This is a genomic window from uncultured Mucilaginibacter sp., assembly GCF_913773635.1.
Classification (GTDB): Bacteria; Bacteroidota; Bacteroidia; order Sphingobacteriales; family Sphingobacteriaceae; genus Mucilaginibacter.
Window position 1 is genome coordinate 478,089 of sequence record NZ_CAJYGQ010000006.1, and the last position, 22,960, is coordinate 501,048.

At 37.2% G+C, this 22,960-nt stretch carries 20 protein-coding genes and 1 tRNA gene; 12 read left to right on the plus strand and 9 right to left on the minus strand.

All coding sequences use genetic code 11. The features are described 5' to 3' along the window. Positions 1-186: 186 nt before the first annotated feature. From QZ407_RS07430 to QZ407_RS07450, 5 genes are all read left to right on the plus strand, one after another. Positions 187-759: an RNA polymerase sigma-70 factor gene (locus tag QZ407_RS07430; protein WP_295769289.1), complete on the plus strand. Its 573-nt coding sequence runs from the start codon at positions 187-189 to the stop codon at positions 757-759. 73 nt (positions 760-832) lie between these two features. Then, positions 833-1,945, plus strand: coding sequence for a FecR family protein (locus tag QZ407_RS07435; protein WP_295769291.1), 1,113 nt, complete (start codon positions 833-835; stop codon positions 1,943-1,945). Positions 1,946-2,061: 116 nt separating this feature from the next. Continuing rightward, on the plus strand, positions 2,062-5,604 hold the full coding sequence (locus tag QZ407_RS07440) for a SusC/RagA family TonB-linked outer membrane protein (RefSeq protein WP_295769293.1): 3,543 nt from the start codon (positions 2,062-2,064) through the stop codon (positions 5,602-5,604). Between the two features lie 13 nt (positions 5,605-5,617). After that, the gene (locus QZ407_RS07445; protein ID WP_295769296.1) at positions 5,618-7,000 is read left to right on the plus strand and encodes a RagB/SusD family nutrient uptake outer membrane protein; all 1,383 of its coding nucleotides are present in this window, start codon (positions 5,618-5,620) and stop codon (positions 6,998-7,000) included. A gap of 27 nt (positions 7,001-7,027) precedes the next feature. Then, positions 7,028-8,425 (plus strand): redoxin family protein, encoded by a 1,398-nt coding sequence (locus tag QZ407_RS07450; protein ID WP_295769297.1) that lies wholly within the window; start codon positions 7,028-7,030, stop codon positions 8,423-8,425. 32 nt (positions 8,426-8,457) lie between these two features. On the opposite strand, the gene QZ407_RS07455 is transcribed toward QZ407_RS07450, so the two are convergent. The 7 genes from QZ407_RS07455 to QZ407_RS07485 all read right to left on the minus strand — a co-directional run bounded on the left by QZ407_RS07455 (position 8,458) and on the right by QZ407_RS07485 (position 14,038). After that, the gene (locus tag QZ407_RS07455; protein ID WP_295769300.1) at positions 8,458-8,820 is read right to left on the minus strand and encodes a hypothetical protein; all 363 of its coding nucleotides are present in this window, start codon (positions 8,818-8,820) and stop codon (positions 8,458-8,460) included. Then, positions 8,817-9,293 (minus strand): MauE/DoxX family redox-associated membrane protein, encoded by a 477-nt coding sequence (locus QZ407_RS07460; protein ID WP_295769303.1) that lies wholly within the window; start codon positions 9,291-9,293, stop codon positions 8,817-8,819. Before QZ407_RS07460 ends, QZ407_RS07455 begins: the two co-directional genes overlap by 4 nt. A gap of 352 nt (positions 9,294-9,645) precedes the next feature. Next, positions 9,646-11,580 (minus strand): conjugal transfer protein MobC, encoded by a 1,935-nt coding sequence (gene mobC, locus QZ407_RS07465; protein WP_295769307.1) that lies wholly within the window; start codon positions 11,578-11,580, stop codon positions 9,646-9,648. Positions 11,581-11,590: 10 nt separating this feature from the next. After that, positions 11,591-12,841, minus strand: coding sequence for a relaxase/mobilization nuclease domain-containing protein (locus QZ407_RS07470; RefSeq protein ID WP_295769308.1), 1,251 nt, complete (start codon positions 12,839-12,841; stop codon positions 11,591-11,593). Further along, on the minus strand, positions 12,796-13,218 hold the full coding sequence (gene mobC, locus QZ407_RS07475) for a plasmid mobilization relaxosome protein MobC (protein WP_295769309.1): 423 nt from the start codon (positions 13,216-13,218) through the stop codon (positions 12,796-12,798). The genes QZ407_RS07470 and mobC (QZ407_RS07475) overlap by 46 nt, the downstream gene beginning before the upstream one ends. A 173-nt stretch (positions 13,219-13,391) precedes the next feature. Further along, entirely contained in the window at positions 13,392-13,712 is a 321-nt protein-coding gene (locus QZ407_RS07480; protein WP_295769310.1) for a hypothetical protein, read from the minus strand. Continuing rightward, a complete protein-coding gene (locus QZ407_RS07485) occupies positions 13,709-14,038 on the minus strand; it encodes a helix-turn-helix domain-containing protein (protein WP_295769311.1) in 330 nt (109 codons plus the stop codon). The genes QZ407_RS07480 and QZ407_RS07485 overlap by 4 nt, the downstream gene beginning before the upstream one ends. 137 nt (positions 14,039-14,175) lie before the next feature. Here QZ407_RS07485 and QZ407_RS07490 point away from each other — a divergent pair, with 137 nt between their 5' ends. The 6 genes from QZ407_RS07490 to QZ407_RS07515 are packed head-to-tail and all read left to right on the plus strand — an operon-like array spanning position 14,176 to position 20,365. After that, positions 14,176-14,433: a hypothetical protein gene (locus QZ407_RS07490; RefSeq protein WP_295769312.1), complete on the plus strand. Its 258-nt coding sequence runs from the start codon at positions 14,176-14,178 to the stop codon at positions 14,431-14,433. Between the two features lie 27 nt (positions 14,434-14,460). Then, on the plus strand, positions 14,461-15,273 hold the full coding sequence (locus QZ407_RS07495; RefSeq protein ID WP_295769313.1) for an SEFIR domain-containing protein: 813 nt from the start codon (positions 14,461-14,463) through the stop codon (positions 15,271-15,273). 2 nt (positions 15,274-15,275) lie between these two features. Continuing rightward, positions 15,276-16,412 (plus strand): GTPase-associated system all-helical protein GASH, encoded by a 1,137-nt coding sequence (locus QZ407_RS07500; RefSeq protein WP_295769314.1) that lies wholly within the window; start codon positions 15,276-15,278, stop codon positions 16,410-16,412. 1 nt (position 16,413) lies between these two features. After that, a complete protein-coding gene (locus QZ407_RS07505; RefSeq protein ID WP_295769316.1) occupies positions 16,414-17,418 on the plus strand; it encodes a hypothetical protein in 1,005 nt (334 codons plus the stop codon). Beyond that, positions 17,415-18,290: a hypothetical protein gene (locus QZ407_RS07510; RefSeq protein ID WP_295769318.1), complete on the plus strand. Its 876-nt coding sequence runs from the start codon at positions 17,415-17,417 to the stop codon at positions 18,288-18,290. The genes QZ407_RS07505 and QZ407_RS07510 overlap by 4 nt, the downstream gene beginning before the upstream one ends. Beyond that, positions 18,272-20,365 carry a hypothetical protein gene (locus QZ407_RS07515; RefSeq protein ID WP_295769321.1) on the plus strand — a complete coding sequence of 698 codons (2,094 nt, stop codon included), beginning with the start codon at positions 18,272-18,274 and terminating at the stop codon, positions 20,363-20,365. Before QZ407_RS07510 ends, QZ407_RS07515 begins: the two co-directional genes overlap by 19 nt. A gap of 256 nt (positions 20,366-20,621) precedes the next feature. On the opposite strand, the gene QZ407_RS07520 is transcribed toward QZ407_RS07515, so the two are convergent. Both QZ407_RS07520 and QZ407_RS07525 read right to left on the minus strand, forming a co-directional pair. Then, positions 20,622-21,842: a site-specific integrase gene (locus QZ407_RS07520; protein ID WP_295769323.1), complete on the minus strand. Its 1,221-nt coding sequence runs from the start codon at positions 21,840-21,842 to the stop codon at positions 20,622-20,624. A gap of 295 nt (positions 21,843-22,137) precedes the next feature. Then, positions 22,138-22,211: transfer RNA gene (locus QZ407_RS07525), tRNA-Ile, on the minus strand. Positions 22,212-22,284: 73 nt separating this feature from the next. On the opposite strand from QZ407_RS07525, the gene QZ407_RS07530 reads away from it, so the two are divergent. Then, on the plus strand, positions 22,285-22,917 hold the full coding sequence (locus QZ407_RS07530) for an HAD family phosphatase (protein ID WP_295769325.1): 633 nt from the start codon (positions 22,285-22,287) through the stop codon (positions 22,915-22,917). Positions 22,918-22,960 lie beyond the last annotated feature (43 nt).

The following is a 22,960-nucleotide window of genomic DNA, read 5'->3' on the forward strand; positions in this document are numbered from 1 at the left end:
CTGACCCTATACAAGTGATAGGGCTGGTGCTCGCTTATGTGAATGTGTGAAGCCATTCGCAAGAATGGTTGGCCCTTCCAGAGCCTTAGGACATTTTGCAAAGCGAGTTACCGGCCCTATTTCTTCTTTAAATTATAACTCACTTTGCAAGGCTCATAAATTTCTTTAATAAAGAAAATGTGAGTGATGCCCGAGTACAAATACTTATCTGATCAAGAGCTTCTCTTTCTTATAAAGGATGAAGATCATTCCGCGTACAAAGAATTGTATGACCGTTATTACTTTCTATTGTTTTCACATGCCTATAAAAAGGTAAACTGTGCTGATGAAGCAAAGGACATTATCCAAGATGTTTTTACTAAACTTTGGGTAAACCGAAATGCCCTGCCAGCCAACAATCTTGCAGGGTATCTTTACACAGCTGTAAGGAATAAAGTATTTGATATTTATGCACATGAAAAAGTTAAATCAAAACATGTAAAAGCTTTCCAGAATTACGTAATCCAACATTCTGATGCTGCGGATCATTTGATCCGCGAAAAACAATTACGTAGCGTGATCGATCAGGAGATTGAGCAACTACCTCCTAAAATGAGGCATGTATTTGAATTAAGCAAAAAGCATCACCTTTCTCATTCAGAGATTGCCGAACAACTTGATACTACTGAAAACAATGTGTCAAAGCACGTTAATAACGCAATCCGCATTCTGAAATTCAAGCTTGGTTTAATAGCCATTTGTTTGCTTATCATAAAGTGAACATTAAAAAATCTTAAATTTCTTTTCCTTTATCCAATACATAGTCGTCGTGGGTTAAAATGAGCAGTTCATTATGACCAAAGACGATATTTTAGCACTATTTAAACGTTACCAAAAAGGCGAGTGCACCCCAGAGGAAAAGGCAATTTTGGAAAGCTGGTATCTGCAATATCATAGTGATAATCGAAAGTTGAATCCTGAGCAAATTGAAGAGTTTGGGAAACAGATATTGCAGCAATTGCCTGTATCCAACATCTCTAAGAAATATAATTTAGCCTTGCGGTTGATGACTGCGGCCACTTTGGCCGTATTTTTAGTTGGTCTTTCTTTTTACTTGTTGAAGCCAAAACGCGTGAAGATTAGCCATTCTGCGCATGTTATCCGACCGGGCTCTGATAAAGCGGTGCTTACCGTTGCTGACGGAACTATCATTAATTTGAATGAGGCAAAAAATGGAGTAATCTCTAATCAAAGTGGTGTTGATATTCTCAAAACTAAAAGTGGAGAGTTGATATATAAAATTGGCACTGAGGTAACAGCTGAATCTATAGGTCAGTTCAACACAATCAGTACGCCAAAAGGTGGAAAATGGCAGGTCGAATTATCAGACCACACACATGTTTGGCTCAATGCCGCTTCTTCGATCACTTATCCTGTATCCTTTGCACACCAAAAAAACCGAAGTGTAGCGATTACGGGCGAAGCCTACTTTGAAGTTGCGAAAGACCAAAAGCACCCTTTTATTGTAAAAGCCGGAGCGCAGACCATAAAGGTCTTAGGTACACACTTCAATATTAACGCCTATAGTAATGAACCTACTTTACAAACGACGTTATTAGAGGGAAGTGTACAACTTGCGACAAATAAACGGATATTATTTCTTAAGCCAGGGGAACAAGCCTCCCTGTCTCCTAAGGACATAACCATTAATACGGTAGATACGGAACCCATCACTGCCTGGAAGAAGGGGGACTTCATTTTTAAAAATATCGATTTCAAAGCCAGCATGCGTCAAATCGAAAGATGGTATGATGTAGATGTAGTTTATCAATCAGAGCCTAAAGATTTTACTCCGGGCGGTTGGGTTTCCCGGTCAAAAGACATCAATAGTGTTTTAAAGATAATGGAATTAACAGAACATGTTCACTTTAAAGTAGACGGAAGGAGGATCGTGGTCACGCAATAGAAAACCTTCCCGCATTCCAAAAGGAAGGCCAGGTGTGCTGGAAACACAACTGGCCCGATAGGTGGAAATATGCTAACTAATTTCTCAAGTCATCAACATTTTTCACAACTAAACAAATGTATAAATTTTATACGCATAAAATTGGCGTACTCTTTTGGCGCGCACTCGCATATTTTTCAAATCTTAATATTAAATTATTCTCAATCGCCGCACTATTCTTGATTAGTGCAGCTGCAAAAGGGCAGCAGATCACTCTAAAAGTCAATAGTGCTTCTTTGGAAAGTGTATTCAAAGAGATACGTAATCAGAGTGGGTATGATATATTTTTTGATCGCAATCTAATTCAGAATATGAAGGCTGGCGATCTGAACCTCAACAAGGTTTCGTTAGAGCAAGCTGTAATAGTAGTCCTCAAGAACCTACCACTTGATTATACGATAGCATCTAAAACGATAATAATTAAAGCAAAAACCAGCTTACCAGTTAAAACGGGACCTGAGCCAATTATACCAGTTAAAGTGAATGGTAAAGTAACAGACACAACCGGACGGCCGCTTCATGGCGCAACAATCAAAGTTGTCGATAATGATAATTATACAGTTACAGACAAAGACGGAAAATTCTCGATAGATGCTATTCAAGGTACTCAGGTAATTGTCTCCTATATCGGGTATGAAAGCACATCATTCACCGTTGCTGAAAGGTCTGTTTTTCAAAACATAATGCTTCATTTAGCTCCGCCGCGACTCTCCGAGATCAATGTGGTCAGTACAGGTTACCAATCTATCCCAAGAGAAAGAGCAACCGGCTCGTTTGCCCAACCTGTAAAAAAAGAATTTGATATTAGAGTGGCACCCGATGTGCTTTCAAAACTCTCCGGTATAACACCTGGCCTCGTATTTAATGCTAATACGGCAACCGCACGTTCTGGGCAGGTTGATATGAATATAAGGGGGCGCAGTACGATCTTTGCGAATGATCAACCACTGATAATAGTCGATAATTTTCCTTTTAGCGGAAATATCAATAACATTAATCCTAATGACGTCGAAAATATCACGATCCTAAAAGACGCAGCATCGGCGAGTATATGGGGTGTTCGGGCGGGGAATGGTGTAATCGTAATCACTACAAAAAAAGGCAAATTCAACCAACCGTTGAGAATCAATTTCAATGCTAACCTTACAATTGCCGGTAAACCCGACCTTAATTACAATCCAAATCAATTAGACGTACCGTCATATATCGGATTAGAACAGTTTCTTTTTAGCAAAGGGTATTATGACGGTAATTTGGCCAACACCACTACATATCCTGTTATCTCGCCGGTCGTTGAACTTTTAGCGTTACAACGCTCAGGTTCCTTAAGTAGTAGTGACCTCAATTCACAACTCGATGCATTAAAAGGACTTTCAATTAACGAACAGCTTACCAGATATATTTATCAACCTGCAAAGAATCAGCAATACGCTTTAAATTTTTCAGGTGGAAACACCAAAATGCTGTACTACTTGTCTGCCGGTTATGATAAGGGTGTGGCTAATTTGAAAGAGAATTCCAATCAAAGAATAACCATCAATTCGCAAAACACCTTTTACCTAAGTAAAAAAGTGGAGGTGAATGCAGGTGTAAATATCATTCAGTCGACAAATGAAATAGATAACACATTAAGTCAGTTCAACACAAGATTGTTTCCATACAGCCAACTGGCCACCCAAAATGGTGACCCTTTATCTATCGTTTACAATCTCCGTCAGAATTATGTTCAGTCAGCAACGACGAGAGGATTTTTGAACTGGGCATACACTCCCCTAAACGAATTAGGAAACACTGATAATACACTGAAAACTTTAGATGCAAGATTAACTGGTAGCTTGAGGTATAACATTTTAAATGGCTTGAGTGCAGAAGTTAAATACCAGTATCAGCGGGTAATCAATCAGAACAGGAATTATCAAAGCCAGCAATCATTTTACGCGAGAAATCTGATCAATACATTTTCCATCCTCACTGCCGGTCGGGTTTCTGGTTATAACCTCCCTTTAGGTGGAATACTAAATCTTGCGAGTGCAAACATTAGTTCAAATAATTTGCGCGGACAGGTCAATTATCATTTGGATCGGAAAAAACATAGTTTGACCGCAATCGCAGGGTACGAATTAGCTGAAGTGAAGGCTGAAAACAACAGTTCAATTCTGTATGGCTATAATGATGATCTTGCGACTTTTACCAATATAAATCCGTTGGTATCCTATCCTACAAACCCATCGGGGTCATCAACCATCAACGGCGGATTAGGAATCGGAGGTACTTTAAGCAGAATAAGATCTACTTTCGCTAATGCGGCCTACACTTATGATGGACTTTATACCATATCAGGTAGTGCGAGAATCGACGGAACAAACTATTTTGGTGTCGCAACCAATCAGAAGAATGTACCGCTTTGGTCGGCAGGTGTCAAATGGAACATCGGGCAGGAAAATTTTTATAGATCAAATTGGCTGCCAAACCTTTCACTGAGAGGCTCATATGGTTTTAACGGAAACGTCGATCAATCCGTAACCGGTGTTACAACTTTCCTTTATCGAAGTAATGCGGCGTATACAAACCTGAACTATGCACAAATTTCCAATACTGGCAACCCCGATCTACGTTGGGAGAAAACCGGAATTTTTAACATTGGTCTGGACTTTAGTTTCAAAAACAACAGGGTTTCAGGAAGTTTAGAATATTTCATTAAAAAGGAAACCGATCTTTTAGGATTCAAGGCTTTTCCGGCAAATGCAGGCATTTCATCATTGAAAGGGAACTATGCGGATATGAAAGGTGAAGGCTTTGATGTAATCATCACTGCTAACAATCTTAAAGGCAAATTTAATTGGACCTCTACGGTAATCATCAGCAAAGCGACCGATAAAGTAACCCGATATGATGTAATCCCAACGACAGCATCGATTGTGGGAGCATCACCTACGGCTATTCCCAATATAGGCAAACCAGTATTTGGAGTGTATGGATACAGATGGGGCGGCTTAGATCCTATTACTGGCAATCCAAAAGGATATATCAACGGTGTGCTAAGTGAAGATTATGCAACGATCAATATCAGAACACCACTTTCAGAACTTGTCTATGCAGGTCCCGCAAGACCTGTGTATTTTGGTGGCTTCAACAATTTTTGGAGCTTTAAGGGCTTTACCCTGGGCGTACAAGTAAACTACAAATTTGGATATTATTTCATGGCGCCGTCTCTCAGCTATAGCGCCATTGGTTCGAACGGTTCGGCATTTTTAAATGTAAGCCGTGATTTTAACAGACGATGGCAAAGTGCGGGTGATGAACAATTTACAAATGTCCCATCGCTGGTCTATCCATTTGTTCCTGCCCGCGATCAATTTTATCAAAACGCGGATATCAATATTCAAAAAGCAGATCACATTCGGCTGCAAGATGTTAGCCTAAGCTATGAATTTACTAAACTGCATAAACCTAAATTACCCTTTAACACCCTACAGGTATTTGTCTTTGCCAATAATTTAGGGGTACTGTGGAGAGCCAATAAGCAGGGTCTCGATCCTGATGCTGTTCCAGGCAATGCAGACATTACAACAATCCCAACTTCAAGGGCGATCTCATTCGGTATAAAAGGAAGTCTTTAATCAAATTAAATTTATGAAACAACGATTATACATGGTATGCGCAATTCTGGTGTTGTTCATCGGATTGAATTCTTGTAAACAGGAATGGTTGGAAGCCAAACCTAATAAAGCTTTGGTTGTGCCTACAACAATTACAGACTATCAAGCGCTCCTGGATAATACAGGTGGTACAGGCGGTCTTAATATAAATCAACCCAGTATGGCAATGGTCGGTGATGGCGACTACTTTGTCAGTGATGCGACCTTCAATGCTTTAAGAACTTCTGCGGAAAAAGGCGCTTACACATGGGCACCAACCGACAGCTTCTATGGCGGCTCAGTATCCGGTGAATGGCGGAATACCTATGCGCAGGTTTTACAAGCTAATATTGTTTTGGATGGGATCTCAAAACTCGCTATAGACCCTCAAAATCAAACCAACTTCAACAATGTCCGAGGATCGGCATTGTTTTTTCGGGCATTCTATTTCTTCAACTTATCGCAGCAATTTTGTAAGGTCTATGACGATGTAAATTCTGAAAATGACCTTGGTTTGCCATTAAGGGTCTCTTCAAATGTCAATATTCAGGTAAACAGGGCGTCAGTCAGAGAGACGTACGATCAAATTATAAATGACGTGTCTCAAGCGATCCCATTGCTGCCAGTGAATCCATTGTACCCGACAAGGCCATCTAAACCAGCTGCGTATGGCCTGTTGGCAAGAATTTATTTATCGCAGGGAAAATACAAAACGGCAATGCTTTACGCAGATTCTTGTTTGCAGTTACAAAGTTCGTTGATGGATTATAATCAATTAAATTTAACCTTGGCAAGTCCTATACTTCGTTTTAATGCGGAAGTTATTTTTCACAGCCAACTAACAGGATTTTTATCGGCTAATCCACCAAATCTAATTGTTGACCCAACGCTTTTTGCCTCTTATTCGGCGAACGATCTTAGGAAAAACGTATTCTATCTCAACTCATCTGGCGTAAATACCTTAAGAACAAGTTACGCGGGCAATAGCTTCTTATTATTCGGCGGAATTGCTACTGACGAAATTTATTTGATCAGGGCAGAATGTTATGCCAGAGAAGGAAATATCAGTTCGGCAATGAATGATTTAAATTTTCTGCTACGAAATCGGTGGAGAACCGGTACATATGTCAATCAAACGGCGGCAAGTGGTGACGTTGCATTGGCGATCATCTTAAATGAACGGCGAAAGGAACTAAGCTTCAGAAATTTAAGGTGGACAGATCTGCGGAGGCTAAATAAAGAAGTCCGATTTCAGATCACCTTAACAAGAACTGTCAACGGTCAGACATACACATTGCCACCCAACGCCTCCAGATACGTCCTGCCAATTGATGACCAAGAGATCTTACTTGGTGGTCTACAGCAAAATCCAAGATAGAATTAATTATCATTTAAGTAAATAAGAATGAAACCATTTTCACCTCATCATAAAATAATAAAATCTTTTAGCCTTTTCATCGCATTATGCTTATTAGGTGTTAATGTTAAATCCCAGCCAAAAGAACTCGTGGCTAACGATAGTTTACCTGATATAAAAATTCACAGTATCGTTAACTATAAAAACTCAACCGCCAAAATATCTGACTTCAAGGGTAAGTTGTTGATCTTCGATTTTTGGGGTACCTTTTGTGCGCCTTGTGTCGCAATGTTTCCAAAGGCAGATTCCCTTGAAAAAATATTTGAGGGTAAACTCAAATTCCTTCCGATAACTACAGAACCTAAAAACAAAGTAGTTGCATTTCTTAATAAAATGGAAAAGATCAGGCATGTTAGGCCAATATCGGTTGTTGAAGATACTGTTTTCACAAAGATGTTCCAAGTATCGACCTTACCACACTATGTTTGGGTCAACGAATTGGGTAAAGTAATTGGAACAACAGGCCCGGAGGAAATTAATGAAATAAATATCAATGCGCTCTTATCTGGGAAGCCAGCATCTTTTGAAAAAAGAATCACATCACCACGCAAGAAAATTGGATGGGAGAAATCATTGTACGTGTTGAATCATAATTTTTTGCCGGGTGACGAAAATACGAAACAAGAGCCGATCAACAGGAATGACCTTATTTCTTATTCTATTGCAGGAAAATATATTCCCAATGTTGAAGGCAGGTTTTATTTCGACACAGCACATTTCGGAGCGATGAACGCATCAGTGAATATGTTGTATCGAATCTTTTATTCACTATCTTTTTACGACAGGCCCTTGCAGGGTGCGTTCGATTCAAAGAGAAACCACTTGTTCGAAGTACGCGATCAAAAACTGCTTAATCAGATAACAATACCAAGTGAAATTAAGGCTGGCACACAGGCGATGACAGAATGGATAAAAAAAAACAGTGTTAGCTATGAAATTGTATATCCCCCCGGTCTTAACTGGAAGCAAAAAATGGCTTTGGTTAAGCAAGATCTTGACCGTTATTTCGCAAAACCTATGGGTTTTAAAGCGTATGTAGAAAAAAGGGAGGATAACGAGGTCGCGAAACTATTGAAAATCAATGATCGCTTTGAGTTGAAAACTGATGGTGAAGAACCGCTTGAACGACATGATAGGTTTTCATATATGCAAAAGAATATGCCTTTAAGCCATTTTATAAGTATGTTGAACGGCTATTTTCTTCAGGATAAAAATGTTTATGCCTTAGATCAATCAGGATTCGAAAAAAATGTTGATCTGGAACTAACGTGCGATATGACAAATTTTGAATCAATCAATACCGCTCTTCAAAAGTACGGTTTAAGGTTCGTCAAAGAACGAGCACCAATCGATGTATTAGTTTTCAAAGAAACTTCAAAATTGTAAAAAAAAGGCAGGAGAAACTCCTGCCTTTAAAATTATTGACCGTTATAGTCGCCAAATGCTGCTGTGCCTTGTAATGACGGACTGCCTAAGCTGGCAGGCTCGTCATTATTTGAAGGAGCGGAGTCTGTTTGCCAGGTAACTGAGCAAATATTGTCAGGGTTGTCCAAACACTGCGCAGCCGTGGTGTTGTCACGGAAGATATAATGGCTCGGATCGCTGTCAACTGAAGAACCGGCGTTGGCTACTTTGCGGAAGTAATCTGCTGTCACGACCAGCTTTCCGTTGGGTAATTTGGAAACCTTATAAGCACTTTTTGGTGCGTTAGTAAATGAACTGAAGCCGATTGCCATAGCGCCTACCAACAGGCCTAAAGCGATTTGTTTAAAATTTTTCATTTTGTTAATATTTGATTTTCGTTTTTAGATGACATAAGCCAAAGTGCAAATCCTGCTAAACCCATGAAAAACAGGTTAAACCAAAGATGCTGTGTCCAGCTTAATTTTTCGATCACACCACCACAATGGCAAGGCAATTTCTTTTCAAAGATCATCGCGCTTATAATATAGCCAGTGAAGGAGAACATTAACGTTAAAAAGGTGATAAATCCCCAGCTGACGGTTCTTGGAAAAAGAAGCAAAACAAAGGTAAAAATCTCGGATGCAGGCACGAACCAAGAGAGATATACCGCAAAGCCATTGATGATATGCACCTTTGACAGACCTTTTAGAAAGCGGTCGTGATCAACTATTTTGGCATGAGCGGTATAAAGAAAAAGAAACATACAAATGAGTTTGATACCCATGATCAAGTGATCATGGTTCAGCTCTTTAAATCTAATACCGGTCTTATTGAGGGTAATGTTTTCCATAAACTGCATTGTGATGTTTAAACTTAGTAGCGTCTGCTACTGGCAGGTACGTATCCCGCAGTTTTAATAAAATACTCTTTGTCACTAACACCCTTCCTGTTTTGTATTATTTCGAGCGAAATAAGTGGTTAAAAAATCAGTTTGTTGTCACATCAAAATAACGACAACTATGAATTTCAAAACAGTAGTGATATGGTAGCCACTTTGCAGGCGGATTTTTAATAAATTTTTATAACTACAAGACCATATCCACTTAATTAACTATTGATTTAATATATTAATGTAGAAAAACCGTTTACATTTTATTCATTGGAACGCTACCCTAAACCCTCATATTTTAACTAATTATATATCAACAATTTTGAGTAATAGCCATCAATATGTTTTTGATGTCCATTTTTATTTGCTGGTAGTTCATATGAACCTCTTCCAAAGACACTTTTCGCACATCTGGAATATTTTCATAAGCCTCTTCTTCTTTCTTCAAGGCTGCGTGATCATTTTGTATTTCATTATGAAAAGTTTTTAGCTCAATCTTATTGGTTGGGTCATCTGCTACCATTCCAACAAACTCACCGGAAGACAAGCCTGCGATCTTTGATGATGGAATTGCATAATCTAATTGAACAGACTTACTTACCGAAGTGTCTGAACTATTGACCGATACACTTTCCTTTTGTTGGTTAATTTTTCCAAATCGTTCTGATAGCTGTTTGGCCGTATCGCCAGTAACCTGGCCAAAAATGATGTTACCTACAATATTCATGATCACCTCGGCCTGATCACGTCCATAATCTTTTTTTAGTTGACTGTAATCTTGCACAGCAAGCGTAACGGCAACTTTATTCGACCTCGCGGTAGCGATCAAATTATCTATACCATTAAAGTAAATGGTCGGGAACTCATCGAAGATCATGCTGCATTTCTGCTGGTTCTTTCGATTCACCAATTTGTTGATCCTGTTCACATAAAGGGATAATACAGCGCCATTTACCTGCGACTTTTGTGGATTATTAGCCAGGCATACAATTTTAGGTTCTTTTGGATTATTGATGTCTAAAGAAAAATCATTGCCGCTTAGCACGTAATATAATTGTGGTGATGATAACCTCGCCAGGCTAATTTTTGCGCTGGCTACCTGTCCTTCCAATTGTTCGAAAGCCTCATTGCGCCAGGCGGAAATAAAAGGATTGATCAGTACCTCTATTTCCGGTTCCTGTAGAAGCACCTGAAAAAGTTCCTTGTAATCTGCTTGCGCCAATTCAATAACATGTGGTAATGTACAGTACCTACCGTTCTCATATTTTTTTAAAAACCACATGATGGCCGTAACAAAGTTGATTGGTGATTCCACAAAGAAATCCCCTTGTTTTTTTATCCATTCCCGGTTAAGGCCAAGCATGATCGTCCTGCTGGAGTCTATGGCATCGGTAATATCGACCATTGTGTGCGGCTCCAATGGATTTGAACGGTGCATGATCTGTTCCAAGTTGATCACATATAAGGTCGGTTTAACTGGGTAGAGATGCCCATATTTGCGCAGAGCATTAAATACGATCTTAGACAGGTCATCGTATTTAAAATCATAGACCAGCATGGTAAAAGCTTTTTTGATATGCTGGGTAATAATATGTCGAATTACAAAATACGATTTACCAGAACCGGGGCTACCGCCAACTAAAGTCCCCCTGAAAGGATTGATAATATTTACCCAACTATTATAAGTTTTACTGCGGAACTGATACTGGGCCGGTAGATTAACTGAAAACTCATTTTCTAACAGGCGCTGCTCTTGAGGGAACGACTCATTGTATTTATTGAATATATCTTTATCTAAAGCCAACTTCAGTTTCCTAAAAGCCTTACTAACACCTTTCATCAAAATCAAGTAACCTAAACAGGTAAACCCTACATATAATAAACTGACTGTTATGATTTTATATGGCAACTTTAGAAATATCCAACTGAAAAAATAGATCACGAGACCGACCATGGTATACCCTACGATCTCTCTGGTCGTTATTTTTTCATCCTTTTTTCCTTTTGTACCGATCAACGAAACTAAAAGCAGGAAGAGCGCAAAAGATTTTGCCAACAAGATGCTTTTAAAAACCTGCATAGTAGATAGTGGTCGAAGCACCTGATCTATGATTGGCTTTGTCAGGGCCATTTGTTGAAATGCAGCATAACACCTTAAATAGAAATGCAGAATTAAAACAGCTATACTTAGTAGCCTTGTAAAATCCATGATCTTACGTAAGGCTTGTTCATTTTCGCCTGTTTGCATAAAATATGATTTATAGATTTTGACCAGGCCGCTTTTTGCGGCGTTTCTTTTGATTTAATTTTTGAAATGCAGATTGATCCTGATATTCTTCGTGAAACAGGCTTTCAAAAAAAGTATTATGATTCTCAACTGCCCTTTCCGATGAGACATGCTGAACCTTATCAAATGGCTTACTCTTAATGTAATTGTTCGTATTAGTTGAAACGACCGATTTCTCATTACCTAATTTTGCGGATAGCATGCCAGCACTATAAGCTTTGCCAAGGTCACTACCGTTAAACACTGTTTTTGCCCTGTGATCGATAAATGTAATGCCGTATAAGCGACCTTCATCATTACGCCTCAAGACAACATCGATCATTTGCCTTTTGAGCTTATTTTGAAAATCATTCATAGTTAGCGATCTGCTAAGGGCACCGTCAATTGTTTTTGTTAAATCTGGTTTACTTATTTTCCTTATGGCTGCATTAAGTTTAAACCGATCATTAAGATTATTCATTGTAGGCTTTCCATAAATACTACTTGCCTTGATAGGTACCCCTGTTTTTTGTCCATTAGCGTCAATGACCCAATAAATCAATCCGTTTTTGGCAAACATTCGGGAATCTTTGGAGCCACGGTCCGCAGTGATATTAAATTGATTAAGTAAGGCATTGAACTCGGGAACACTGGTAAATTTATATGCGCGAATAATTTCGTTTACCACATTGGTGATCGCTCGTTTAGTATCAGTTTTACCATAAGCAACCTGATCCAGTGATATAGGGCTTATCACTTGACTCGATTGCTTCTGGTCTTCGGCTTTAATGAGGTTAAAAGTTTGCTCTACATTTTTGCGCGATTCTTCAGAAGCTTTATTTGCCAATAAGTGAAAGCTAATTCTTTCCCCATCAGGTTTAATATTTGTCGTAACTATATGAAGGTGGGGATGCCCGGCATCATTATGCTGGTAAACTAAATAAGGCTGCCCGCCAAAGCCCAAGCCTTCCATGTAATCATCTGCGATCTGCTGAAGTAGAATTTTGTCTAAAACTTCGCCAACTGCAAAATTTAATGATACATGCAACGTGTTGACCTGCGTCCGTTCGTTACGATCTGTTAGGTCTGTTAAGCGATTAAGTTTATCACTAAAAGATAAACTTTTCGGTTCTTTCAGATACCCTTGTGCCATGATCAATTCGGCTTTACCCAAACGCACCTTATGCTCATTGTAATTTATTGCGCCGATGATACTTCTTCCGGTTTTAATTTTTGCGACCATAGTTCTGAAAAGTTTTGCATCCGGTCTTTGATATGATTAATGGCGTGGTCAACTTTGGAACCGATTATTGAAAGTAAACTCATCCATAACCGATTATCTGCCGTGCCGTGGGCAGCATTAATTTGACGTACAGCTTGATTCAAATTATTCCCGATAGCACTGAGTTCCCGCCTTAATAAAGCAAGCTCTTCCAACATTTCGTCCATCGATTTATTTCTATAATTTACCGTAACTGGTTTCTCTAATAAAACAGACCTGATGTACTCGCTCATTTTGCGGAACCGGGTCTTTTTAAACCTGCGATCTATCATTAAATACTCTTCAGGTTTAAATCGAGTAGTGACCTTTCTGTCACGATTTTCCTCTTCATGTTCCATAGATCAAATCATTTTTAAAATCCGACTTCGGAGGATTTTTAGAATCCCCGCACCGACTTTGGAGGGAAAGGGCAAGATCCGTTTGTCCGACAAACGTTTATCTTGCTGATTGCTGAAAAATGCAATCTCGTCCTCACAAAGTCCTCGATTCGGATTTGTTTAACCTCATTCATTTAATACGAATCACTATAAAATAGCGACTGCCTTAACCTGCGTTTTTCTTCCTGTCGATAATTAAATATCCACTCAGTTGCGCAAACTTTCCAATTGTAGATAATGCCACCGGTAGGCGTTTTCCAACTCCGAAGCTGATGCTCATTAAAGAACTTTTCAGCCAATTCGGCTTCCCCTTTTTGGTCAAAATAGATTAGTAAAACAACCTGATCTGGCGGCATAGTTGTACCCAAACCATCATGAACCTGCATAGGATTTTGACCGCATTTTCTGACTTCTTTTGACTGCCTGGGAATGGTACGTTTAGCTTTCCGTTTCATGCCAAATTCATCTGGTCATTCAACTTGCCTGAAGCCATCAGTTTTTCAATTTCATCGGAATTGTAATAGGTTATACCTCCCAGTTTTTTGAAGGGAATCAAACCCTTATCCCTGAGATATTGTAGTTTGCTTTCAGAAAGCCGAAGCATTTTTTTGATCTCGAATGCTTTTAGCCAGTGATGACCAGGCATGCCCGATTGTTCTTTGAGCAACTTTTTTATATCAATAATGAGTTGCTGTTTAAAATCGATCAGGTCCTGGACTGTGATTAATTGATCGCGGTTAACTTTAGGAAAGTCATTTTGATTTTCATTATGATTTGCCATAGCTTAAAATTTAGCATAGCAAATTTGGGAAAGAGAAAAATCAAAAAAACACACCTCATGTAGGAGGTAGGTATTTTATTTAATATGATCCGAGCAATACAATTAGTATTTTAGCATAATATCTTTTAAAACACAACATGGGTTGTAGATTTATTTTTAATACAAACGCTGATCCTCTTGCTTTATATAACTGGGCAATAACCGAAGCTTCTACATATAATGTTAATTATTCTGGAACTCAAAGTGACGGAAGTTTTTCCTTTAACTTTATGGGGGGCACTTTTAATGGCAAATATTCCGTCATCGGGAAAAAAATAGAAATATACATTTCAAAAAAACCCATCATTGTGCCATGTGGATTAATAGAGGCATTTCTAAAAAAACATATAACTTAGTAGTAAAAACTTAATCCTTATTATTTGATGACGAAATTTATACCTAAGGTATTTACCAGCTATGCCCATGATACCCCAGAACATGAATTGGCAGTTCTAAATTTTTGCAACGATTTATTAGAAAATTGGATTGACTGTACTTGCGACCAATATGTAGAAGATGGCAACCCTGAACGGGGATGGCCAAATTGGATGGAAGAAAACATACGTGAATCAAATTTCGTACTTGTTGTCGCTTCTAAAAAGTATTTAGAGCGTTATGAAAATAAGGAGAAAGATGGGTCAGGTTTGGGAGCCAAATGGGAAGCAACTTTAACTTCGACTGAAATCTATCAAAATGATTTTAAAAACATGAAGTTTATACCCGTTCTGTTGAAGGCAGATGATAAACAATATATACCAACTTTTTTACAACAGTTTACACATTATGACCTCTCAGACATTGGTCAGGTTGAGGCACTTCATAAACGTTTAAAGAGGGAAAATGTATCAATCAAGCCTGCATTGGGTGTAAAGAAGAAAATTACTGACATAAATAGTCTAACCGCAATTATTGGAAGAGATCATGAAGAATCAGTACTACCAAAATTACCTGAATTTACAGACGATATGAAACCTGGTATGAAGATTTTACAAGCATATTTTGTCCTGCCATTAACAACGCGATTTAAAATTGCAAGTGACTTAAACCTGGTCGAACAAGGCGAAACATTTGAAAATAACAATGCAGAAGAACTTACTGGTAAATTTTTAGTTCGCGCTAAAGAGCGGAACTTATTATCTGATTTATGGAGTAAATTATTTAACGAAAAAATTGAACCAAACCCATTTAAAAACTAAAAATGAATTACTCGGCCAAAGATTTATTTCCTGACCATTACACCGAAGGGATTAAAAGAGACGCTTCACCTGAAGAATTAAAAATGCGTAGAGCAACCATAGATAGGTTGCTCCCGGAAACTGATATTTTAAAATGGGTTTTGTACATTAAAATTTATTGGGGAATAGTTAAAGAAGAAAACAGTGAATACTTGTCGGTTGTTGAAGAATTCAAAACGGATGATGAAAATTTTTTAGTAAAAAATAACAACTTACTTAGGTTGCTATTAGGCCTTCTCATTATCGAAAAAATAGAACAAAATTCTACTTTTATCAGTGACTTTTTAGGATTAAGTGTAATTACACATGCTTTAAGTCCACAAGAAATTTTCCCTCAATTGTACAATTACTCTGCTAATTTTTGGATTGAAGAATGTGAAAGAAAGAGATCGGTTATTTTTCCTAAAACTCCGGTAAAAATAAAGGCAAGTTTGGCGAAAGTTGTATTGCCGGCAGTTGAGGGTACACCTTATCCTGATTCCGATAGTTTCCAAACATTTAAAACTTCACTAAATTCAAGTATAACCAGTTTAGTAAAAGATGCCAATGCCGTAATTAACGGCTATAATTCTTTAATTGACTATACAAGTAAGTTACAAACTGCCTATAGCGCAGTAGCGGAAGAAACCAATGTTTTGTGGTGGTTATTTGGCGGATATAGCGACCTACTAAAAAAGCCATTTCAGTTACTTTCACCTGAAGGTTTAAGTATTGTTGTTGCTATAGAATTAGCAAGACATACTAAAATAATCCCAGGAATCGGTAAAGTTGATAACATTATAAATAGACCACTTTCAATTTTATCTCCTGAGCAAGCTGTTGAACGACCACTTGGTGATCTGATTGGTGGTATCACTAATTATACCGAAGAGCTAAAACAAGAATTGCCTAAAATTGACGTAAGACTAACCAGTTTCTGCCCTTTTTTATTTGGTCTACAAACTGCAATTGAGTATGCCGATGTTGAATGGAAAGCTATATTTATAAAGACGACAGGTATCAATTTAGAAAGAACACTCTCGTTGCAACAGTTTTCAGGACAACTATACAAGGAATTATCCCTTTTGCGCATTTTCAAAACTTTTAACGTTTCCGAATAGTATGGCAGAAGAATATGTTAAAATTTGCACCCAGCCGGGTTGTTCCTTTGTGAAAAATAACATTTGCATGGAAGGGCATCTTAGTGATTGCGATAATTTGACCGATGTTTTAAAATCCAGTATAGAAAATTCCCTCGAATTTGAAGATATTACAACTGTTCAAGAAACAATTTCCCTTGATCCCAACGTTGAATATACAGAAGAACAAATAAGTGTAATTACCTACAAGAATCCAGCAAACTTAGTGCTACTAATGGGGGACCCTGAATGTGGAAAGTCAACCTTGTATGCATCCCTTTTCGATAGATTTCAAAAAGGCGGTTGTGGAAATTACTACTTTGCAGGAACCAAAACATCAGTTGGCTTTGAAAAACGTTGCCACCATGCAAGAATAATTTCGCAGAATAAACAATCCAATACTGAAAGGACTAACACTAAAGATTTCGTTTACTTGCATTTAGCGGTTAGACATAAATCATTAACTACCCCCATCAACCATCTGCTTTTTGCAGATGCTAACGGTGAACGATTCCAAGCTGCGCGTAATTCGGATGAGGAAATGCTGGGTTTGAAGGTTATTAAGACTTCAACTCATGTTTGCTACATCGCGGATGGAGACACCCTGCTAAACAAGGGCACACGCCATTCAGTAAAAAATGATGCAATCAACCTAATTAGTAGAGCTGTTCAAAATAAGATGCTTGATCAAAATAAGGGTATTACTTTAATAATTGCTAAATGGGACAAAGTTTTCGCAGCTGGTGCTCAAGACTCAATAGAATCGTTTTTTATAACCGCAATTAAAGAAAAATTCCCTGGGCTTATAAAAAATGTAATTCTGATCGCTTCTCGGTCTCAAAATGATACAATAACAGCAGGTACCGGATTAGATAAATTTTTAGACCTTATTTTAAGTCGAAATCCGAATCATGAATTTGTTGATCCCCAGTTCGCCTTGAAAGAGGACAGCCGCTCGTTTCAGAAATTTAAATATGAGATAAGATGATTTCGGATGTAGAAAAATTAATTACAATTATTGGTTTACCTGAAACCGGAAAGACCTCATTTATCGCAGCTTTTCATCATTTTGTTTCGGCAGATAATCCTAATAAAACTTTTAATGAATATAAATTATCGAGTGATGCTACATATTTGAATAATATAAGTTCAAAATGGCTTCAGTGTGAGCAATTAGAAAGGACTTCAACCCAGGCAGGATTATCAGCTAAAGATATTACTATACATTTGTATAATAAAAGTCAAAATCAGTATTTTGACTTAAAAATCCCTGATATAGCAGGAGAATCATTCGCCTCTCAGTTTACAGAAAGGCTATGGGATACTCAATATTTCGATAGTATTAAAGATACAGGGGCTTTAGTTTTATTTATTAGTCCTACAAAATTAAAAGCACATGCATTAATAGACGATATTAAAGCAGTGGTAGATATATTTAGCGATCCTAATGAAGTTCAAGAAATAGTTCCCTACAAAATAGAAGACACGCCCACTCAGGTTATCTTAACGGATATATTAGATGCCCACATTGATAAATCGCCGTCAACTCCTTTAAGTTTAGTCATTGTAATCTCGGCTTGGGATAAAGTCTCAGATGAAGGAGTTACTCCAGCAAAATGGCTTCAGGTTAATCTTCCACTTCTAAACCAGTTTTTAATCACTAATTTCGAATCAATTAACTATAAAATTTTTGGTATTAGTGCTCAGGGTGGCGACCTTGAAATCCCGGAAAAAAAGGAAGAATTACAAGATATAGATAATCCCGCTGAACGAATAATTGTTCAGGATGGTGACCAGGTAAGCAATGATATTTGTGCGCCCATAGAATGGATAATTAATCAATGGCAGAAGGCAATATAATAATTCAACAATCACTTCATGGTTACAGAGGTGGTCATTCATTGCTCGCAAGTTCTGTCGAGTTAACTTCATCTGAAAAAAAAGAGCTCCTGTTGTTGAGTGATCTTTCAGGTTCTGGGAATGAAACTGGTTTTACAGAATACTATACTGGTTACCCCCTAAGTAATAGCAAATACTATGCATTTGCAAAAACATGGTATGCAAGCGAAATGCCGAGACCAGGTTGTGTTTGGACACACACAATATTAATTGACATTTCAATTCTTTGGACTTTAAAAAACATTCAACGACTTACTTTATTTTTTAAACGTCCAAATTTAAATGAGTTCAGGGAATACACACTTCCTTTATCATGTCAAATTGAAGATTTTAAAAGACAATCAAAATATTTTAATGATGAATTCTTTTGGCTTACTGATGAATTATATAGTAATGCGGAAAAACTTATTCTATTAGATCGATCATCTGAAAGTCTATTTGAGGCTATCCTTGACTTATGGTCATTTCAATGGCCTCGATTGAAAAGAAGCTTTAAATTTTGCACTGGATCAATGTCCCCGCGGCATTTAGGAAATGAATTTTTCGATTTACAGGTTGTTCCCACCACGCGAGAAAAGTATATATTAAAAGCCGAAAAGGATAAATATTACATCAGCTCCGTTGGAAAAAAAGATTTTTTCTCACACTGGATTAGAGAATATAGTAATCAAAATCTTGAATCAGTAGAAGAGTTCATGACACGGTACGGCTCGGATGTTGAAGGTTTTCCCAAAAGATTTCTTCCACTTTTCCAAGCTTTCGAACTTGCAAATAATATTAATTATTCTTTTGAGGATTTAGTCAGTTTTTTTGCTTTAAATTTTACAAACAATGAAGCAAAATCATTAAAAGCTTATTTGATCGCAAAACTTTTACGCGAAAGAAAGTTCAGTCAATACACTTTACTAAACGGGATTATCTCAAACAATATATTTTCATCTATACAATGGAAAATTGATGAATTGATTTTAAATGCCTGGCAAAATAAACAAGTTAAGGATGATGAATTAAACAATCTTCTTTCTATCTTATATAGTCAGGAAAAGGTTTCAGAATTACAATATCTATTAAAAAGAATCCCGATTAGGATTTGGATGTATAATTTAAACATATACAGGAACTTGTTATCGGATTTATTGGAAAATTTGGAAATTGACCAGATTAAAGATGTATGGAATGCTGACATTTTAGTTCAAGATTTATGGTGGAATTCTATTTCAAGGAATAAGCATATTAATTTTCGTCCAATCATAAATCAAATGTTGGCGGCGGGAAATGGAAATTATGCGGAAGCATCATTGCAAAAATATGGCTCTGAGGTATTCAATGAATTATATTTTCACTTATATAATACTTCAAAACCCGTCAATGCACAGTGGCAATATTTAATAAAATTAGACCCAGAAAACGCTTTTATAAATCTAAGTAAGCAGAAAAAATTCAATTCGGAATTATTTGCGATTGTACCAAGTACATTATCACCTTCAGCGACATTTTGGAAGAATATTAGTACTAAATATATAGTTGACTATTTAAGCAAAGTAGATGAATTACCTGAAAGTTTAATCTATTCTGAAAATTACACATTTTTCCTTTCGGTAGCATTCACGCGTTCTGCTCAAGATCCAGAGGAATTAACAACTGTTACATTTGAACGATTGCATCAAGCACTCGAAAATAATATTTGCGAACAATTTACTTGGCAGCGGTTTAAAATGATAATGGGAAATGACCTTTACGAATTAGTGGAACATGATTTCTTTAGTAAATTATTTAAAGAGCGTAATGACATCCCTGATTGGGACCGCTGCGAATTTTTAAGACGATCACTGGTTAGTAGGTTTATAAAATTTAATTGGGACCCCAAACTTTTGTTGCGGGTTGTGAAAAAAGACTATATTTTTAAAAGTATAGTTAAATTCGGAATAGAATCAAAGCCATTTAAGAAAATGCTAAAAAATCTTAGAAACTATCTTGAGCTTTCGAATCAAACAGATATTATTCAGTATAAAATATTAAAGAAACATGTGAGCTAAAAATACCTATATATAAATTTTGCAAGTATTTCCTATTACTTTAAATAGAGCAGTTTCAAATGCGGATAAATTGCTTATGAATTTGTTCAATACAATTCGTAAATAGATTTAAATACTTTTTTAATTATTGATTTTAACAATTCAATAATTATTCAATTTTGCTTAATCATAATGACATCAAAACGATTGTTTTGATGTCATTATATTATTGGGGTTATGCTGGAATTTTACATCTGTAACTTATTATATATCCTATTTAATTAAGGCGTTTTTTTAGTGCCTCCATGTCTTCTTTTAATTTTCTCTCCACCACTTTAGCATAAATTTGGGTAGTGGTTATTTTGGTATGACCTAAAATTTTACTCACTGTTTCAATAGGTACTCCATTGGATAGAGTAACCGTAGTCGCGAAAGTATGCCTGGCAATATGAAATGTTACTTTTTTTGTAATTTCGCATAAGTCGGCGAGCTCCTTTAAATAGCTATTTACTTTCTGGTTAGAAACTATCGGGAAAACGCGACCATCAGAAATTGACCTTATATTATCTTTATACTTGTCTAATATTCTTAAAGCCGGTGGTAACAATGGAACATTTACAGGAATCAACGTTTTTTCCCTGCAGGTCCTTATCCAACGTTCCCCATCACTACCAGCAATGATATGGGCCGGTGTTAAGTTTATCATATCGACATAAGATAATCCTGTGTAACAACAAAAAACAAACATGTCCCTTACCATATCTAACCGGGCTATCGATAACTTTTTGTTCTCCATATCGGATAACTCCTTCTCCGATAATTGTTCTCTGTTAACTTTTTGAATCTTCAGCTTATAAGTAGCGAACGGATCGGTAGTTATCCATTGAAGATTTATAGCCAGGTTGACCATTTTTTTAAACCGAATAATATGTTTCATTACCCCGTTGTTGTTCAAGGGCTGCTGGTGATCCTTTGGCTTATGGTTACGAAGGAACACTTCAAAGTCCTTCACAAACTTAAAATCTAATTGGTGCAGATAAATATCTGAAGCATTAAACTGTGCTTCGAGAAACTTCGTTAAATACCGCTGGGTGACAAAATAATGTTTGAGGGTACTCCACTTCAGGTCTTCGGTAGAAGTCTCGTTATGGTAGGTTATAAGGCGGCTCAGGGAATATGTTTCAGCTTCCTCACCAAGGTATAAGTCTTTAACGGCTTTTGCAGATAACATTTTCCTTTTAATTTGAAGTTCCTTATAGCTATTGCCAATGGCCAGCCTTACTTCCTCGAGGTAATTATTAATGGACTTGACTTCCTCCTTGTTGCCTTTGGCAGCGCCCTTGCAGCCATCCCAATTTTTAGGGTCAACATTTTGTTTAAGCGCAATGTAAGCCCGCTGGCGGTTTACAGTAACGCAGGCGTAAATAGGTGCTTTTCCGTCTTTCGCTTTGTCAGGACGGGTGGTAAAATGAATACCGAACGACTGTGATGTTTGCATAAAATTTAATTTTTGAGTTTTAAATGTTTCATACTTCATCCCGTTTTAGGTAACACAACAGGTAACACAAGCACTCCAAAAAAACAGCTCTAAAAAACAACTTTTTACGCTGTAATAAACTGTATTTCAATTCATTGAAGCAGTTTGTGTTACCTAAGTTAAAAACAAAAAACAGGTAGTCGGATAGGTAACGAGAACCTTGGCTTTACAAAGGGTTATTGAGGGGATAATTAATGAAAAAACCCCTTAAATCGCTGATTTAAGGGGTTTTCGGGGGTAGAACTGGTCTACTTTGTGCGCCCACCTGGGCTCGAACCAGGGACCAAAAGATTATGAGTCTTCTACTCTAACCGACTGAGCTATAGGCGCAGCTTTTTTTGTGTTCCCGTTTTGTTTGCGGGTGTGCAAATTTAGATATTTGTGGCAAATACCCAAACTTTAAATGAAAAATATAAAAAACATCATTTTCGACTATGGCAACGTCATATTTAGTATTGATTTTGAAAGGGTTCAGAAGTCGCTTAAAGATTTAGGAATCAAAGATGTAGAAGTATTTTTTGGCCATTTACAACAAGATCCGGTTTTTGATGCTTTTGATCGCGGTCAGATTACTTCCGCGCAATTCAGAGATAAAATTCGGGAGAAAGCCGGTAAAAATGACTTGACGGATGAGCAGATTGATGCCGCCTGGAACAGTATTTTGATAGGCATTGCTGATGGAAACCACGATCTGCTTCTTAAGTTAAAAGACAAATACCGTACTTTTTTACTTAGTAATATAAATGATATTCACTATCACTTTATCATGAAATATTTAAACAATAACTTTGGATTCGATGGTAATGATCATCTTTTTGAAAAAGTTTACTATTCGCACTTTACCGGCAAGCGGAAACCCGAACAAGCTATTTTTGAGCAAGTATTATTTGAAAATGGCTTAAATGCATCAGAAACCTTATTTATAGATGATAGTCCGCAACATTTGAAGGGCGCAGAAAAGTTAGGCATACAAACTTATTTGATGAAATACCCAGACACTATACAGGAATTTGCAAAGCGTGAAGGTTTGTCGTAATAGCTCACAATCTGCGTAAATTTGCGGTCTAACTTTAAATATT